General features: G+C 73.3%; 17 protein-coding genes. 8 read left to right on the top strand and 9 right to left on the bottom strand.

Annotation, left to right across the window (positions count from 1 at the left end):
* Window position 1: 1 nt before the first annotated feature.
* Both QQX13_RS13245 and QQX13_RS13240 read right to left on the bottom strand, forming a co-directional pair.
* Window positions 2–871 (bottom strand): hypothetical protein, encoded by an 870-nt coding sequence (locus QQX13_RS13245; RefSeq protein ID WP_301118277.1) that lies wholly within the window; start codon window positions 869–871, stop codon window positions 2–4.
* On the bottom strand, window positions 868–1,386 hold the full coding sequence (locus QQX13_RS13240) for an O-acetyl-ADP-ribose deacetylase (RefSeq protein WP_301118278.1): 519 nt from the start codon (window positions 1,384–1,386) through the stop codon (window positions 868–870). Before QQX13_RS13240 ends, QQX13_RS13245 begins: the two co-directional genes overlap by 4 nt.
* Window positions 1,387–1,522: 136 nt before the next feature.
* Here QQX13_RS13240 and QQX13_RS13235 point away from each other — a divergent pair, with 136 nt between their 5' ends.
* The 3 genes from QQX13_RS13235 to gnd are packed head-to-tail and all read left to right on the top strand — an operon-like array spanning window position 1,523 to window position 4,876.
* Window positions 1,523–2,461, top strand: coding sequence for an SDR family NAD(P)-dependent oxidoreductase (locus tag QQX13_RS13235; RefSeq protein ID WP_301118279.1), 939 nt, complete (start codon window positions 1,523–1,525; stop codon window positions 2,459–2,461).
* Window positions 2,458–3,852 carry a glucose-6-phosphate dehydrogenase gene (zwf, locus tag QQX13_RS13230; protein ID WP_301118280.1) on the top strand — a complete coding sequence of 465 codons (1,395 nt, stop codon included), beginning with the start codon at window positions 2,458–2,460 and terminating at the stop codon, window positions 3,850–3,852. The genes QQX13_RS13235 and zwf overlap by 4 nt, the downstream gene beginning before the upstream one ends.
* Before the next feature lies 1 nt (window position 3,853).
* The gene (gene gnd / locus QQX13_RS13225; RefSeq protein ID WP_301118281.1) at window positions 3,854–4,876 is read left to right on the top strand and encodes a phosphogluconate dehydrogenase (NAD(+)-dependent, decarboxylating); all 1,023 of its coding nucleotides are present in this window, start codon (window positions 3,854–3,856) and stop codon (window positions 4,874–4,876) included.
* A 206-nt stretch (window positions 4,877–5,082) separates the two neighbouring features.
* Here gnd and QQX13_RS13220 read toward each other — a convergent pair whose 3' ends face one another.
* From QQX13_RS13220 to QQX13_RS13205, 4 genes are all read right to left on the bottom strand, one after another.
* The gene (locus QQX13_RS13220; RefSeq protein WP_301118282.1) at window positions 5,083–5,304 is read right to left on the bottom strand and encodes a hypothetical protein; all 222 of its coding nucleotides are present in this window, start codon (window positions 5,302–5,304) and stop codon (window positions 5,083–5,085) included.
* A gap of 185 nt (window positions 5,305–5,489) precedes the next feature.
* Window positions 5,490–5,615, bottom strand: coding sequence for a hypothetical protein (locus QQX13_RS13215; RefSeq protein ID WP_301118283.1), 126 nt, complete (start codon window positions 5,613–5,615; stop codon window positions 5,490–5,492).
* Window positions 5,616–5,756: 141 nt separating this feature from the next.
* On the bottom strand, window positions 5,757–6,827 hold the full coding sequence (locus tag QQX13_RS13210) for an Rv2578c family radical SAM protein (protein WP_301118284.1): 1,071 nt from the start codon (window positions 6,825–6,827) through the stop codon (window positions 5,757–5,759).
* A gap of 31 nt (window positions 6,828–6,858) precedes the next feature.
* Window positions 6,859–7,569 (bottom strand): hypothetical protein, encoded by a 711-nt coding sequence (locus QQX13_RS13205; RefSeq protein ID WP_301118285.1) that lies wholly within the window; start codon window positions 7,567–7,569, stop codon window positions 6,859–6,861.
* A 196-nt stretch (window positions 7,570–7,765) separates the two neighbouring features.
* Here QQX13_RS13205 and QQX13_RS13200 point away from each other — a divergent pair, with 196 nt between their 5' ends.
* The 5 genes from QQX13_RS13200 to QQX13_RS13180 all read left to right on the top strand — a co-directional run bounded on the left by QQX13_RS13200 (window position 7,766) and on the right by QQX13_RS13180 (window position 14,590).
* Window positions 7,766–9,679 carry a DUF4914 family protein gene (locus tag QQX13_RS13200; RefSeq protein ID WP_301118286.1) on the top strand — a complete coding sequence of 638 codons (1,914 nt, stop codon included), beginning with the start codon at window positions 7,766–7,768 and terminating at the stop codon, window positions 9,677–9,679.
* A 38-nt stretch (window positions 9,680–9,717) separates the two neighbouring features.
* The gene (locus QQX13_RS13195) at window positions 9,718–10,143 is read left to right on the top strand and encodes a VOC family protein (protein WP_301118287.1); all 426 of its coding nucleotides are present in this window, start codon (window positions 9,718–9,720) and stop codon (window positions 10,141–10,143) included.
* 82 nt (window positions 10,144–10,225) lie between these two features.
* Window positions 10,226–12,946, top strand: coding sequence for a cation-translocating P-type ATPase (locus tag QQX13_RS13190; protein WP_301118288.1), 2,721 nt, complete (start codon window positions 10,226–10,228; stop codon window positions 12,944–12,946).
* A gap of 22 nt (window positions 12,947–12,968) precedes the next feature.
* Complete coding sequence (locus QQX13_RS13185) at window positions 12,969–13,583, top strand: sugar O-acetyltransferase (RefSeq protein WP_301118289.1); 615 nt, start codon at window positions 12,969–12,971, stop codon at window positions 13,581–13,583.
* Window positions 13,580–14,590 (top strand): phosphotransferase family protein, encoded by a 1,011-nt coding sequence (locus QQX13_RS13180; protein WP_301118290.1) that lies wholly within the window; start codon window positions 13,580–13,582, stop codon window positions 14,588–14,590. Before QQX13_RS13185 ends, QQX13_RS13180 begins: the two co-directional genes overlap by 4 nt.
* Here the strand turns inward: QQX13_RS13180 and QQX13_RS13175 are convergent.
* The 3 genes from QQX13_RS13175 to QQX13_RS13165 are packed head-to-tail and all read right to left on the bottom strand — an operon-like array spanning window position 14,587 to window position 16,745.
* Window positions 14,587–14,976: an ACT domain-containing protein gene (locus QQX13_RS13175; protein ID WP_301118291.1), complete on the bottom strand. Its 390-nt coding sequence runs from the start codon at window positions 14,974–14,976 to the stop codon at window positions 14,587–14,589. The genes QQX13_RS13180 and QQX13_RS13175 overlap by 4 nt on opposite strands.
* A 14-nt stretch (window positions 14,977–14,990) precedes the next feature.
* Window positions 14,991–15,908: a hypothetical protein gene (locus QQX13_RS13170; protein WP_301153616.1), complete on the bottom strand. Its 918-nt coding sequence runs from the start codon at window positions 15,906–15,908 to the stop codon at window positions 14,991–14,993.
* A 9-nt stretch (window positions 15,909–15,917) separates the two neighbouring features.
* Complete coding sequence (locus tag QQX13_RS13165) at window positions 15,918–16,745, bottom strand: phosphodiester glycosidase family protein (protein ID WP_301118293.1); 828 nt, start codon at window positions 16,743–16,745, stop codon at window positions 15,918–15,920.
* Between the last annotated feature and the right edge of the window lie 5 nt (window positions 16,746–16,750).

Raw genomic sequence — 16,750 nt, 5'->3', positions numbered from 1 at the left:
CTCAGTCGGACGACGCGCGGGGCGGGTTGACGGCGTCGCCCAGGCAGGTGAGGTCGGAGTCCGCTGTCACCTCGAAGGCCTCGAACGCGTCGTCCGCGAGGATCGCGTCGATCAGCGCGCGCGAGCCGCCCACGAGGGTCGAGTCGAGGTCGATCTCGGTGCCGAGCACCCAGGCGCGGTCGCGCGGCCAGATCAGCTGCGGTGACGGATCCCTCCCCCATGTGCGCGACCAGCCGATGCCCACCGCGTACCCCCAGTCCGGATCCTCGAGCTCCGACAGCGCGCAGGCGATCCGGAGGTAGGTCCGGCCCGGCAGACGCAGGAGGTGAGGGTCCGTGAGCGCCCGCGTCACCTCCGGCGAGACCGCCGGCGGCTCCGGAACCGCTGCGGGAGGCGCCTCGCCGTCACCCTCCCAGGCGATGTAGACCATCCCCGAGCCGGGGTGGAGATTGCCCCAGCCCTCCCATACGGCGAGCACCGCATCGTCCGGAGTCGACGTGCCGGCCGCGAGCAGCGGCGCCAGCCGCGCGAGCAGCGCAGGCTCGAGCCACCCCTCCTGAGGCGGCCGCACCTCCCAGGCGCCGATCGAGGTCTCGTGCTCGCGTGAGGCGAGGGACCCGTACTGGACCTCCGGGTGCATGATGGCGCCCACCGCGGCCGCGACCTGGGTCCAGGTCCACGCGCGCTCGTCCACCACCCGCGGCACCACTCCCTCGCCGCGGTCGGTCCAGTCGAGCAGCCGCCCCTCGAGGGGATGAAGGATCCGGGCGTAGGCGTCCCAGCCGGTGCCGACCACGCCGCCGACCGCTCCCCAGCCGTGCAGGCGCCGCTCCAGCCACTCCCCCTCGTGCGAGCCGAGCAGGACCCTCACGACCGGCGCTCGCCCAGCAGCAGCCGGTAGATCGCGAGGTCCTCGTCGCTGTACACGCAGAAGGTGACGTCGTTGACGTCCGGCGCCGACGCGAGCGCCTGCGCGACCGCGCGGGTCGCGATGCGGGCGGCGCGCTCCTTCGGGTAGCCGTAGACGCCCGTGGAGATCGCAGGGAACGCGATCGAGTGCACGCCATGGTCCTGCGCGATCTCGATGGCCCGGGTGTAGCAGGACGCGAGCAGCGCGTCCTCGCCCGAGTCGCCGCCCTCCCACACGGGGCCGACGGCGTGGATGATCCACTTGGCCGGGAGCGCGTGGCCGTAGGTGATCTTCGCCTCGCCCGTCCGACAGCCGCGCAGCGCGCGGCACTCGTCGAGCAGCCCCGGACCGGCGGCGCGATGGATCGCCCCGTCCACGCCCGCGCCGCCCAGCAGCGACTGGTTGGCCGCGTTGACGATCGCGTCGACGGGAAGGGTGGTGATGTCGGCGAGCCGTGCCCCCATGACGGCGGTCATGGCGCGAACCTACCGGAGCGACGCCCCGACGGTCGACTCCCCCGGGCAGCCGTCGCGCTCTGGGCGAACCTCGGAACATCCGCACGCGGAGCGGAGTTGCCTCTCAGGACACCCCACGACCCCCGGAGGACACCCCATGACCTGGACCGCGGCCGACATCCCCGATCAGAGCGGACGCGTCGCGGTGGTGACCGGCGCCAACGGTGGGCTGGGCCTCGCGTGCACCATCGCCCTCGCACGCCGAGGCGCCCACGTGGTGATGGCGGCGCGCAGCCCCGAGAAGACGGACGATGCGCACGCCGCGGTCCTCGCCGCGGTGCCGGGGGCGTCGCTCGAGACGGTCCCGCTCGACCTCGCCTCGCAGGAGTCAGTCCGCTCGGCCGGCCGGACCATCGCCGACCGGCACGGGGCGATCGACCTGCTGCTCGCCAACGCCGGGGTGATGGCCATGCCCGAGGGCCGCACCGCGGACGACTTCGAGACCCAGCTCGCCGTCAACCACCTGGGCCACTGGACGCTCATCGCGGAGCTGCTCCCGCGCCTCATGGAGGCCCCGGCCGCGCGGGTCGTCACCACCACCTCGATCGCTCGCCTCAACGCGGACCCGGTGGATCCCGCGAACCCGCATCTGGACGGCGAGTACGAGGACTGGAAGGCCTACGGGCGGTCCAAGCTCGCGGCGGTGCACCTCGCCGTCGGCCTCGACCGGAGGCTGCGGGCGGCGGGCTCGACGGCGCGCGCGCTCGTGGCCCACCCCGGCATCTCGCACACCGACCTGCAGAAGCGCACCGTGCGCGAGGGTGGTGGCGGGACCCAGGGACCCTTCTGGGAGCGCTACGCCGAGCGGCGCGGCATGGACCCCGCGCGCGGGGCCCTCTCGCAGCTCCGGGCCGCCACCGACCCGCGCGCCGAGGGCGGCACGCTGTACGGACCGCGGTGGGGCGTGACCGGCGCCCCGACGCGACGACCGCTGCTCACCCGACGCGGCATGGACGGAGCGATCGCCGCCCTCTGGACGGCGTCGGAGGAGCTGACCGGCGTCGCGCTCGAGGTGCCCGCGGAGGTGACGCGGTGACGGACCAGGCGTCGGCCGCGGACGCCCTGGTGTTCTTCGGGGCGACCGGCGACCTGGCGCGCAAGCAGATCTTCCCCGCGCTGTACGGCATGGTGGCGCACGGCGAGCTGGACGTGCCCGTGGTCGGGGTCGCGTTCTCGCAGTGGAGCGTCGACGACCTGCGGGAGCGCGCCCGCAGCTCGGTGACGGCGGCGTTGCCGGACGCGGACCCCGAGGTGCTCGACCGGCTCATCGGGCTGCTGCGCTATGTCGACGGCGACTACCGCGACCCGGCCACGTTCGAGGCGCTGCGCGACGCCTTGGAGGGGAGGCATCGTCCCGTCCACTACCTGGCCATCCCGCCGGCGCTGTTCGGGACCGTCGTGCAGGGGCTCGCCTCGGTCGATCTCGACCGGGACGCGCGCGTGGTGGTCGAGAAGCCGTTCGGCCGCGACCTCGCGAGCGCACGCGAGCTCGACGCGGTGGTGCGCTCCGCCTTCCCCGAGGAGTCGATCTTCCGGATCGACCACTTCCTGGGCAAGGAGGAGATCATGAACCTCCTCTACTTCCGCTTCGCGAACTCGTTCCTCGAGCCCGTGTGGAACCGCGACCACGTCGCGAGCGTCCAGATCACCATCGCCGAGGACTTCGGCGTGCAGGGGCGAGGCCCGTTCTACGAGTCCGCGGGGGCGCTGCGAGACGTGATCGAGAATCACGTCTTCCAGATCGTCGCGCTGCTCGCCATGGAGCCGCCCGCGTACCAGGGGTACTTCGCCGTGCACCAGGCGAAGGCCAACGTGTTCCGTGCGATGCGGCCGCTCACCCGCCACGACATCGTCCGCGGTCAGTTCGAGGGCTTCCGCGAGGAGCCGGGGGTGTCACCGACGTCCGACACCGAGACCTACGTCGCTGCGCGGCTGTTCATCGACTCGTGGCGGTGGGCGGGCGTGCCCTGGTACCTGCGGACGGGCAAGAAGATGCCGACCACCGCTCACGAGGTGGTCGTGGAGTTCAAGAAGCCGCCGCAGCCGTTGTTCGACGACGCGATGATGGCGCAGCGGCCCAACCACCTGCGGTTCCGCCTGCAACCCGACGGCGAGATCGCCCTGGGCGCGCGCATCAAGACGCCCGGGGAGGAGTTCGTCGGCGAGCAGCGCGAGCTGACGGTGCCGACCGCGGGCGCCCAGGCACGCCGTCCGTACGAGCGGCTGCTCGGCGACGCCCTCCAGGGCGACCGCGCGCTGTTCACCACCGAGGACTCGGTGGAGGCGGCGTGGACCGTGGTCGACCGCGTGCTGACCGACCATGCGCCGGCCATCCGGTACCAGCCGGGCACCTGGGGCCCCGCGGAGGCGGACACCCTGATCGGAGCGGACGGGCCGTGGTACGAGCCCAAGGGAAGGAAGGCCTGACATGCAGCTGGGGATGATCGGACTCGGACGGATGGGCGCGGGGCTGTCGCGCCGGCTGCTGCGGGACGGCCACACCGTCGCCGTGCACGACGTCGACCCCGCCGCGATCGACGCGCTCGCAGTCGACGGCGCGGTGCCGATCCGCGAGCTCTCCGGATTCGTCGAGGCGCTCGAGGCGCCCCGAGCCGTGTGGGTGATGGTGCCCGCGGGAGCGATCACCCAGCGGGTGATCGCGTCCCTCGCCGACGTGCTCGAGCCGGGCGACGCCATCATCGACGGCGGCAACAGCTACTACCGCGACGACCTCGACCACGCCGCGATGCTCGGCGAGCGTGGGATCCACCTGGTCGATGTCGGGACGTCGGGAGGCGTCCACGGCCTCGAGCGAGGGTTCTCGCTGATGATCGGCGGGGACGATGCGGTGGTCGCGCGGCTCGCGCCGGTGTTCCGGACGCTGGCGCCCGGGGTCGACGCCGCACCGCGCACCCCCGGCCTCACGGGCGAGCCGGTCCCCGGCGAGGAGGGGTGGCTGCACTGCGGCCCGGTGGGCGCGGGGCACTTCGTGAAGATGGTGCACAACGGTGTCGAGTACGGGCTCATGGCCGCGTACGCCGAGGGGCTCAACGTGCTGCGCAACGCGAACATCGGGTCGCGAGAGCACGCCCAGGACGCGGAGACGGCCCCGCTGTCGCATCCCGAGCACTACCGCTTCGACATCGACACCGCCGCGGTGGCGGAGGTGTGGCGCCGAGGGTCCGTGGTCGGGTCGTGGCTGCTGGACCTCACCGCCGCCGCGCTGCGGGAGGACCCGGACCTGGCCGCGTACTCGGGCCAGGTCTCGGACTCGGGCGAGGGCAGGTGGACGTCGATCGCGGCCATCGAGGAGGGCGTGCCGACGCCCGTGCTCACCACCGCGCTGTACTCGCGGTTCGCGTCACGGGACCTCGACGACTACGCCCAGAAGGCTCTGTCCGCGATGCGGAAGGGATTCGGCGGCCACGAGGAGAAGCCCACGGGCGAGTGAGCGGCACCTGAGCGGCACGGGTGAGGGTGCCGTCCGCGCCCGCTGCTGAATTCATGCACGAGCGGACGTGCGCGGGCCGCCCGCGCGCTCGTGCATGAAGGAGGGAGCGGCGACGGCGGGACTCCCTCGTGACGCGCCGCGCGGCACGCCGGGCGGACCGGGCGATGGACCGGACGGGGTCCGGAGGGCCGGCGCCCGGTCGCGCCTCACAGGGAGGCGCGACCGGGGGCCAGCGGGGCGGTGCGTGCGGCGCGGAGGCGCCTGGCGAGGCGCAGGTGCGCGCGCAGCGCACGCATCCTGAGCGACCACGAGGACCGACGGGAGGGCGGGGCCTCCCGCTCGGCCGCGCGGTCCGCGTGAAGCAGCTCGGGATGACGGGAGTAGTACAGCGCGAGCCTGGACTGAGGCTCGAGAGGGTTGGAGTGCATGAGAGTCACCTTCGGGGCGTGCGGTCGCGTGGCGACCGCCTCCGGGCACGGACGACCGTGCCACGGAGAGGACGATGTGCATCGCACCGCCGAGGCGACGGTCGAGCGTCGCGTCAGGAGTGCGGAGGCGCTGCGCCGTGAGGCGAGCGCAGGGCCCCGGACGGGGCGGCGAGGCGGGCGGTCCGCTAGGCCGTGAGGCCGAATGCTTCGCGCGCGAATCGCGCACAGGTGGGACCGTCGACCACCGGGCCGGTCAGGCGCGTGGGCGCGACCGAGCCGCTGAGGACAAGATCGTCGATGAACGTCATCATGAGGGTCGCACCCCCTTCCGTGTAGTGTCTCCGGCCCGACCGGACGCCGGGCCGTGGGCCAGTCAACACCCTGGCAGACGAAAGCGCCAGGACATTTTGCGCAATCGTGATATTGCGCCCGTCGAGGCCTGCCCGATCCCCTCAGAACAGGGTGAGGGGATCGACCGCCGACGACGGCGCGGCGGCGGCCCGACGCCACTCCCCCGCGTCGTCACGGGCGTTCGCGCGGGACGCCACCGATCCGGTGTTCGGGTCCTCCGGCGCCCGCGCCAGACCATGCTTCGCGATGATCGGTCTGATGCGCGAGGCCAGCCAGCGCCGGTACTCCTTCGGTGCATAGGCGCCGTCCCCGTACAGCTCGCGATAGCGCGGGATCAGGTCGGGACGATGCGCATGGAGGTACTGGGCGAACCACTCCTTCACGCCGGGCCGCAGGTGCAGCGCGGTGTACGTCACCGAGGACGCGCCGGCCTCCTTGATGCGCGCGAGCGCCGCGTCGAGGTGCGCCTCGGAGTCGGTCAGGAACGGCAGGACCGGCATCATGAACACGGCGACCTCGAAGCCCTCCGCGGCCGCGGCCGCCACGGTGGCCAGCCGCGCCTGCGCGGTGGGAGTGCCGGGCTCGATGGCCTGCTGGAGCTCGTCGTCGACGATCGCGATCGAGATCCCCAGGTCGACGGGCACGGACTCGCGCGCCGCCGCGAGCAGGGGAAGGTCGCGGCGCAGCAGCGAGCCCTTGGTGAGGATCGACAGCGGGGTCCCCGCGTCCGCGAGCGCGCGGACGATCCCGGGCATCAGCCGATAGCGGCCCTCGGCGCGCTGGTACGGGTCGGTGTTGGTGCCGAGCGCGACGTGCTCGCGCTCCCACGACGGCTTCGCCAGGTCCCTCCGCAGCGCGTCGACGATGTTGATCTTCACGACGATCTGGCTGTCGAAGTCGCGCCCGGCATCGAGCTCGAGGTACCGATGCGACGGGCGGGCGAAGCAGTAGGCGCAAGCGTGCGAGCAGCCGCGATACGGGTTGATGGTCCAGGTGAAGGGCACCGCGCTTCCGGGACCGACCCGGTTCAGCGCGCTCTTCGCGAGCACCTCATGGAACGTGATCCCGGCGAACTCGGGCGTCTGGACCGTCCGCACGACCGTCGACAGCCGCGCGAGCGCCGGCAGCGCATCGTCCGTCTCGGCGCGCAGCGCCTGACCCTCCCACCGCATGCCGCCATTCGAACAGGTGTTCGAGTCGAGGTCAACCCTCCACGCCGACGCGATCGACCTCGAGGGACACCTGCGGCGACGCACCCGCGGGAACCTCGAAGCCGTAGGACAGCACGGTGACGTCCCATTCCTCGGGGCGCGACAGTGTCCAGCTCACGCCGTCGGCGGCGAGGCGACCGCGCACGGCGTCTCCCCCGCAGGTCCCCGAGATGAACGTCGGCGGCTCCGTCACGGCGGATGCGTCCTCGAGAGCCACCGGAGCGAACGGCACCGTGGCCGAGCACGCGGCCGCCGTCGGATCCGAGGCCGCGTAGGCCTCGCCGCTCGCCGCCGGATCGAGCGTGAGCCGCACCAGGATGGGATCCGGCTGGTCGTCGCGCCCCTCCCACGGCCACCAGGAGTCGACCCGCTCGCCCGTGGACCAGACCCCGGTGACGAGCGCGACGTAGGAGTCGCCCGACGCGTCCGCCGCGTCGAGGTTCCGGTAGACCTCGACGCAGACGTCGAGCGCCCCGGAGTACGACTGCGACAGCGCCTGCCACGGGCGCGCATGCACCGACGCCCACACAACGGTGTCGACGCACTCCCCCGAGGATCGCTCGAAGTCGCCCGTGATCACCGGCAGCGGCATCTCGGCCGCCGCGCGCACCTCCGGCGCGGACCCGAGCGTGTCGGACCTCCACCAGAACCAGCCGATCGCGACCAGCACCAGCGTCACCAGGATCGTCACCACCGCGCGCACGCAACCCCCTCGCCCGCGGTCGCACGACCGCTCCCACGCCGAGCATAGGGCCCGCACCCTCCTGCGCCGCGGAGGCGCCGCACGGTCATGGCCCGTGACCTACGTCCCTTTTACCTTCCCTTGGAGAACGGCAGACTCGCCGATGAGGGCGCACCATGGGTGGTGTGCCCTCCCCTGCGAGACGAAGGAGCCGAGCATGACCGTGGTGGAGCACCGCAGCTACCTGGACCAGCTGACCCTCGCCCCCGAGGTGCGGGCCGCGCTGGAGACCGCTCCGGCGGTCATCATCCCCGCGACGCGCGCCGAGCTCTACGAGCTCACGCTCGGCCCGGACGGCGGACCCGTGTTCTCGGTCGACTACGACGTCGACGGCGAGGTCATCACGGAGGCGACCGTGACGCGCTGCCGCAACGGCGCCGCCGTCAACTACCCCGAGGACTACATGCGCCGGCGTGACCCGAAGTGCATGGTGATCGCGGACGACCGCCCGACGGACAAGGACCGGTTCGCGGACCGGTTCGGCCACGGCTTCGCGGAGACCCGGCAGGAGACCCTCGACTGGCTCTCGCGGCAGGAGCTGATCGTGGTGCCGTTCAAGGCCGGAGGCCCCACCTACGGGTCGCCGTCGATCGCGATCGTGCCGCGCAACGCCGCGTTCTTCGCGACCGCGCTGGTCGACCTCCAGGGCTGGGTCACGTTCGAGCAGCTGGGCGAGTTCGCCCCGCGCGGCATCGTCTACGTCGCTCCCCCGTTCCGTCACACCCACTTCGACGGCCGGCAGGTCGTGGTCCACGACCGCTCCGAGACGCTGCACGAGATCTTCGCCTACAACCTCTACCCGGGCCCGTCCGCCAAGAAGGGCGTGTTCTCGATCCTGCTCGACATCGGCGAGCAGGAGGGCTGGATCACCGCCCACGCCTCGTCGGTGCGCGTCACCACGCCCTACGACAACGAGACGGTGATCATGCACGAGGGCGCCTCGGGCGGCGGCAAGTCCGAGATGTGCCAGGAGCTCCGCCGCGAGCACGACGGCCGCATCCTGCTCGGCACCAACGTGGTGACCCAGGAGCCGTACCTCATCACCCTGTCGGAGACCTCCGACCTCGCGCCGGTGACCGACGACATGACGCTGTGCCACCCGGCGGTGCAGGACGGCAGCGGCAAGATGGTGGTCGCGGACGCCGAGGACGGCTGGTTCGTCCGCGTGGACAACCTCAAGAACTACGGCGAGGACGTGCACTTCGAGCGCGCCGTGATCCATCCCGACGAGCCGCTGATCTTCTTCAGCATCGACGGCGTCGCCGACGCGACCGCGCTGCCGTGGGAGCACACCCCGGACTCCACCGGGAAGCCGTGCCCGAACCCTCGCGTGGTGATCCCCCGCCGCATGGTAAAGGGCGTGGTCAACGACCCCGAGCCCGTCGACGTGCGCACCTTCGGGGTGCGGATGCCGGCCTGCACGGCCGACGCCCCGAGCTACGGGATCATGGGTCTCACCCACTTCGTGCCGCCGTCGATCGCGTGGCTGTGGCGCCTCATCGCTCCCCGGGGGGACAAGAACCCCTCGATCGGCGAGGCCGCCGACGCCGTGAAGAAGCTCGAGCACGGCGGGATGGTCTCGGAGGGCGTGGGCTCCTACTGGCCCTTCTCGACCGGCACCAAGGTCGAGGCCGCGAACCTGCTGCTCGCCCAGATCACGGAGTTCACCCGCACCCGCTACGTGCTCACCCCCAACCAGCACGTCGGCGCCTACAAGGTGGGCTTCTCGGCGGAGTGGCTGACGCGCGAGTGGCTCGCCCGCAAGGGTGGCGGACGGATGCGCGCCGAGAACCTCGAGCCCGCCCGCTGCGCGCTGTTCGGGTACGCGCCGCGGGAGATCACCCTCGACGGCCAGCCCGTTCGCCGCACGCTGCTGCGACCGGAGCTGCAGTCGCAGGTCGGCACCGCCGCCTACGACGCCGGCTGCGCGATCCTCACGGGATTCTTCAAGGCCGAGCTCGGGCAGTACCTCACCGACGATCTCGACCCGCTGGGACGGCGGATCATCGAGGCCTGCCTCAGCGACGCCACCGTGGAGGACTACGAGGCGCTGACGCCGATGTACCTGTAGCGGTTGACGGCGCGCGCCGGGCGGCGCACGGTGGGCGCATGAGCGAACCCGCCGGCGCCGTCCAGCTGCGCCTCGTCGTCCACGCCGAGGACCTCGACGCCGCCGTCGCGTTCTTCCGCGACGCGCTCGGCCTGCCCGCGGAGCTCGACCTCACCTCGCCCACGGACGGCCCCGGCGAGGATGCGCGGGTCGTGGTGCTCGGGGCCGGGCGGGCGACGCTCGAGCTCGTCAACACGCCGCAGCGCGCGCTCATCGACTCCCTCGAGGTGGGGCGTGACGCCTCGCGCGAGATCCGGGTCGCGCTCGAGGTCGACGATGCGGCGGACGCCTCCGCGCGGGCCGTCGCCGCCGGCGCCGTCGAGGTCGCGCCGCCCACCCCCACCCCGTGGGGCTCCCTCAACGCGCGCCTTGAGGGGCCCGCCGGGCTGCAGCTCACGCTGTTCCAGCAGGTCGAGCCCGAATAGGGCGCGATAGCGTGGAGCGAGAGGCGCCCCGGCCGCCTCGCCGACGTTCGACGAGGCGGCCACGCCGCCGCTGGGAGGCGCGATGGCCGCGACCGCGGGTCCCGAACCGTCGACGCGCGCCGCGGGCGACGTCGCCGCCGACGTCCGCACCGACCGCGAGGCGGGACTGGCTCCGGAGGATGCCGCGGCGCGGCTCGCGCACGACGGCCCGAACGCGCTGACGGCCGCGCCGCCCGTTCCCGCGTGGCGGCGGCTGCTGGCCCAGCTCGCCGACCCCCTGGTGTACCTGCTCGTCGGAGCCGTCGCCCTCTCCCTGCTCGCCTGGTCCGTCGAGGGCCGGGACGGCCCTCCCTACGACGCGATCGTGGTCGCGCTCGTGATCGTCGCGAACGCGGTGATCGGCTTCGCGCAGGAGCGCCGATCCGCGCGCGCCGTCGAGGCGCTGCAGAGGATGGCGGCGCCGCACGCGGTGGTCGTCCGCGGAGGCGACCGCGTCACGGTGCCGGCCTCCGCGGTCGTGGTCGGCGACCTGCTGGTGCTCGCCGAGGGTGACGCGATCGCCGCCGACGCGCGCGTGGTCGCGGGCTCGTTGTGGGTCGCCGAGGCCGCCCTCACCGGGGAGAGCGCACCCGTCGAGAAGTCCTCCGCGGCGCTGCGCGCCCCCGCCGCGCTCGGGGATCGGAGCTCGATGGTCTTCGCCGGCACCGCCGCCACGCGCGGCTCCGCGACCGCGATCGTGACGGCCACCGCGATGGACACCGAGACGGGACGCGTCGCCGCGATGCTCGAGTCCACGCCCGACGACCCGACACCCCTCCAGCGCGAGATCGCACGGCTCGGCCGGACGCTCGGCCTCGTCGTGGTGGTGATCGCGATCGTGGTGGTGGGCTCGGTGCTCCTCACCCGGGACGTGGACGGGCTGCCGGGCCTGGTCGACGTGCTGTTCCTGGGCGTGGCTCTCGCGGTGGCGGCGGTGCCCGAGGGCCTGCCGGCCATCATGTCGGTGGTGCTCGCGCTCGGGGTGCAGCGGATGGCGGGCCGCAACGCGATCGTCAAGGATCTCGCGTCCGTCGAGACCCTCGGCTCGGCCTCCGTGATCTGCTCGGACAAGACGGGCACCCTCACGGAGAATCGGATGGCCATCACCCAGGTCGTCACGGCGTCGGGCGGCTCCCCGGTGGACGGGGCCGACCCCCTCGGACGACGCGCCGTCGCGCTGGGCGCGCTGGCGTCGGACGCGACCGAGCGTGCCGACGGCCGCCTCGACGGCGACCCGACGGAGGTCGCCTTCCTCGCCGCGGCACGCGCGCACGCATCACCGGAGGACCAGGGGTCGCTCACGCGCCTGGACTCCGTGCCGTTCAGCTCCGAGCGCCGGCGCATGTCGGTCCTCGCGGGCGCCGGCGACGGCGCCCGGACCCTGGTCGTCAAGGGGGCGCCCGACGTGGTGCTCGATCGCTCCGCGCGCCAGGAGACGGCCGAGGGCGACATGCCGCTCGACCCGGATCGGCGCCGCCGCGTCGAGCGTGCCCTCGAGGAGCTGGCCGGCCGCGGCATGCGGACCCTCGCGGTCGCGGTGCGGGAGGCGGGGGACGCGCCCGCGGCGTCCGAGGAGCTCGAGCGGGAGCTGACGCTGGTCGGCCTCGTCGGCATCGTGGACCCGCCGCGCGACGCGGCGCGACTCGCCGTCGCCGAGGCGCAGCGCGCGGGGATCAGGGTCGTGATGATCACCGGCGACCACCCGCGCACGGCGGTCGCGATCGCGGGAGACCTCGGCATCGTCGCCACCGACGCACCCGCGCTCACGGGCGCGGACCTCGACGGCCTGGACGACCAGGCGCTCGCCGACGCGGTCGGCGACGTGTCCGTCTACGCCCGCGTGGCGCCGGAGCACAAGCTGAGGATCGTCGACGCGCTGCAGGCACGCGGCGCGGTCGTCGCCATGACCGGTGACGGGGTGAACGACGCGCCCGCGCTGCGCAGCGCCGACATCGGGGTCGCGATGGGGCGCGGCGGCACGGAGGTCGCGCGGGAGGCCGCGAACATGATCCTCACCGACGACGACTTCGCGACCATCGTCGAGGCCGTCCGCGAGGGGCGCGGGATCCTCGACACGATCACCCGGTTCCTGCGCTTCCTGCTCGCGTCCAACCTGGGCGAGGTCCTCGCGGTCTTCCTCGGCGTGCTCGCGGCGTCATGGCTCGGGCTGATCGCCGCGGACGGCGCCGTGCTCGCGCCGCTGCTCGCGACACAGATCCTGTGGATCAACCTCCTCACCGACCTGGGCCCGGCGCTCGCCGTGAGCGCGGAGGAGTACGCCGACGACCTCATGGACAGGCGTCCGCGGCCGCTGGGCACGCCGCTGATCGGGCGTCGGATGTGGGCCGGCATCGCGGTCACCGGGCTGGCGATGGCCGTGGTGACGCTCGCGACGTTCGACCTGCTCCTGCCCGGCGGCCTCATCGAGGGCACGGCCGACGTCGACACGGCGCGAACCGCGGCCTTCACGGTGCTGGTCATCGCGAACCTCACGGTGGTGTTCTCCGCGCGGTCCGAGACGGTCTCCGTCGCGCACCGGCTGCTCACCAACCCGTGGCTCTGGGGCGCGGTCGGGCTGTCGCTCACCCTGCAGGTCGCGGTGGTGCACGTGCCCGCGCTCAACAGCGCCTTCTCGACCGCTCCCCTCGACGCGCGGCAGTGGGCGGCGTGCGTGGCGCTCGCCATGGTGGTGCCGGCGGTGAGCGAGGTCCGCAAGGCGGTCCTGAGGTCCCGCGACCGGCGTGCCCGAGCGGCGGTAGGTTGACCGGGAGCACCGAGGAGGCGACGTGACCCGCGCGCATGAGATCAAGGCGGCGATGGCAGAGGTCCCCGTCGAGGACCCCGCACGGACGGAGTACGACAAGCTCGCCGCCGACGAGTGGTTCCGCTACCGCGCCGGCCCCGAGCTCGCCGACATGCAGCGAGCGACCCTCGCGCGCCTGCGGGACCTCAACGGCGCGTACTTCGAGGACCCGGAGGGCTCGACCGCGGCGCTCGCCGCGCTGGTCGGCGAGTGCGGGCCAGGGCTGGACTTCCGTCCGCCGGTCTACCTGGAGTACCGCGAGCGGGTGAGGTTCGGCAGCAACGTCTTCATCAACGCCAACCTCATGATCCTGGGCAGCGGGATCGTCACGATCGGCGACAACGCGCTGATCGGCCCCGATGCGCGGTTCTACACGGTCAACCACGCCTTCGACGTCGAGACCCGTCGCGAGGGCTGGGAGCGCGCCTTCCCCATCACGCTCGAGGCGGACGTGTGGCTCGGCGGCTCCGTCGTGATCTGCCCCGGCGTGACCATCGGGCGCGGCTCCGTGGTCGCGGCCGGCTCGGTGGTGACCAAGGACGTGCCGCCGATGACGGTGGTCGGAGGGAACCCGGCGCGGGTCCTCCGCACGCTGTGACCGGGCTCCTGCCGACCCAGAGGCCGCTCTCGGGCCCCCAGCTCGAGGCGCTGCTCGCGCCGCTCGGCCGGCCCGCGCACACGTGGCTGATGTCGGGCGGGACGTTCTCCGCCGTCCAGGGCGTCGAGCTCGACTCCGGCGAGACGGTCGTGGTGAAGACCTCGGTGCCGGAGGCGCTCGACGAGGCCGGCCGGTCACGGCTCCTCGGCTACGAGCATGACCTGCTGCGCGCGGAGCGCGATCATCTCGCGCTGGTGGCGGAGGTGCCCGACGTGCCGGCGCCCCGCGTCCTCGCGGAGGACTTCTCCCGTGCGATCGCCGACGTCGACGCGCTGGTGATGACGCTCGCGCCGGGCATGCCGTGGGATTCCGCCCGGGACGTGATGACCCCCGAGGCCAACGCCCGGGCCTTCGAGGAGGTCGGCCACGTGGTCGCCGCGCTCGCCGCCCAGACGGGGTCGCGGTACGGCCTGCCCGCCCGCGACTTCGTCCTCGGAGGCGCGACGATGCGCGGGTTCATGTCCGCGCTGATCGCGTCGGCGGCGGACGATGCGCGCGCCTGGGGCGTCGACATCGAGGCCGACCGCCTCCACGAGGCGGTGGAGGCGGCCGGCGACGCGCTCGACCAGGTCGAGACGCCGTCGCTGGTCCACGCCGACCTGTGGCATGGGAACGTCCTGGTGGATCCGCAGACGGGCCAGGTCACCGGCGTGGTCGACTTCGAGCGGTCGCTGTTCGGCGATCCGCTGTGGGGTCTGGCCGGCGGGGAGACGCACGCGTCCGGCGCGTTCGAGGCGGCGAAGGTGCGCGGCTACGAGGCCGCGACCGGCCGCCCCCTGGCGATGGACCGCGCCGCGGAGCGACGGGTCGCCCTGTACCGCCTGTGGTCGATGGCGGTGCAGCTGGTCGAGATCCATCCGCGGGGCTTCAGCGGCGACTGGATCGCCGGCCACGAGGCGTCGATCCGCGCGAACCGCGAGCGCCTGCACGCCATCCTCGACGTCTAGCCCGAGGCCTGGAGCGCGTCCAGGGCACGCAGCGCATCGTCCCGCCTGTCCCACGGCACGAAAATGTGGTCGTGGTGGAATCCGGCGACCACGTTCGCGCTGATCCCGACGTCGGCGAGCGCACGTGCGAAGGCCGCGGTGAGGCCCACCGCCTCGAGCGCCGAGTGCACCTCGAGGGTGATGCGCGCGGATCGGAACTCGTGCGCGGCGCCGGCCGCGCGCGCCTGCGCCTCCGGGACCACCCAGGTGGTGCCTTCCGCCTCCTCGACGGTGACCACGGGCGCGCAGCCGGCGGGAGCCACGTCGCCCGTGACCCACACGTAGGGCTCGGGGTCGAGCCGCGCGCTCATGGAGGAGATCAGCTCCGCCAGGTCCGTGATGGCCATGGCACCTACGGTACTCAGGCGCCCGCGAGCGCGAGCCGGGCGTCGCCGTCGGCGAGGATCATCGCGGTGCAGGCGCCCGGAGCGCCGTGGAGGTGCTCGAACGTGGCGTTGTAGCAGCCGAGCCACACGGTGGTCGCCCACGCGACCTCGGTCTCGTCCGCGGTGAACGAGCGCCCGGCCTCGCGCTCGTACGCCGCGAGGAGCGCCGCACAGCTCTCGATGTCCGCGATCGCGCCCTGCTCGAGGGTCGCGACGTGGTCCGCGGCGAGGTTGCCCACGTGCACCGCCTCGGGCAGGACCGCGATCGAGTCCCAGTCGTGCACGATCGGCCGCTCCCCCACCCAGCGGACGTTCTGACCGTTGAGGTCGGCGTGGCCCAGCACCCGGGGCAGGTCCGCCGCCAGCAGCCGGGCGCGGGCGGCACCGCCCAGCCGGACGAGGGAGGGCGGCAGATCGGCCTCGATGCGGTGCGGGTCCCAGCGCGACGATGCGGCGGGCGGCCAGACCCGGTCCGGATCGGCGTGGTCGTAGTGCATCCACGGGGGCGGCTCGAGCCCGGCGGCGTTCACGTCGCCGACCGCGGCGATGATCTGCGCCGACAGCCGCGCGTAGAGGTCCTGAGGCGAGCGCGGCGGCCGGGTCCGACCCTCCGGACGCCACGCCTCGGCGGTCAACCGCTGGTCGCCGTCGACGGGGTCGGGACCGGCGAGCAGGGCGGGAGTGTCGATGCCCGCGGCATCCGCGGCGCGGTGCGCGGCGGCGACGATCGCGAGCCGGCCGTCGTCGCCACGCCGCTTGATCGCGACGCGGCGGCCGTCGACGAGCTCGACACCCCACACCTCCGACATGGAGCGGGCCTCGAAGAAGACCTCGTGCGGCGACGCGCCGAGGGTCCGGGCGACCCACGCGGCGACCTGCGGATCGAGCGTCATGGCACGAGGCTAGCGAGGGTAGACGGCGATCACGCCGGCGTACGGGCCCAGGTAGGGCGTCGGCTCGGGAGCCCCCGTGATCCACAGTTGCGAGATCTGGCCGTCGAGGTACAGCGCGTCGTCGCAGCCGAGGACGTCGCGGAACAGCGTCGCGAAGTCCCACAGGTTGACGAAGCCGAGCGAGAGGGCCAGGTGAACGGTGGTCCCATCCGGACTGACGCCCACGCCGGAGCGCACCGCCGTGTTCACGCTGCCCTCCCGGAACTCGGGATGGATCTCGCCGTCGAGCACGAGCGCCGGGCCCGACTGGGTCGCGTACGTGACGCCCGCGGGGTCGTAGGCCGTGCTGTCGACCACCTCCGCGGTGCCGTCGTCGTGGACGGCGAAAACGGCGTTGGGCTTGAGATGGAAGTTGCCGCCGCCGTCGGCGAGGTTGAGGTCGCGAAGCACCTCGCCGTCGCTCACCAGCAGGCCGCCGGGTCGGAGGTCGTCGGAGAAGATCCCCGCATTGGTCAGCGCTGCGATCTCCGGGTGATCAGCCAGGTAGACGGCCAGATCGGTGCCGTCGTCCTCCTGCGGCCAGTCGACGCGGACCTCCCACTCCTCGAGCGGGAGGGTGAGCACCGCGAAGCGGTGACCGTCGACCTCCGGGTTGCTGAGCGTGCCGACGATCGCGGCGGGCTCGTCGCTCGCCGTGGGCGCGGACATGGACGATGCCGACGCGGCGGGCGACGCCGCGGTCGGGGTCGCGGTGGACGCGTCAGGCGCGGTCGCGCCGGAGCAGCCGGCGAGCAGCGCGGCGGCGGCGAGGGCGACGATCGAACGGGCGCGGAGCACCCGAC

The organism is Demequina lignilytica, assembly GCF_030418375.1.
Classification (GTDB): Bacteria; Actinomycetota; Actinomycetes; order Actinomycetales; family Demequinaceae; genus Demequina; species Demequina lignilytica.
Note: the sequence above shows the minus strand (reverse complement) of the source record. Positions and strands in the feature narration are given on the sequence as shown.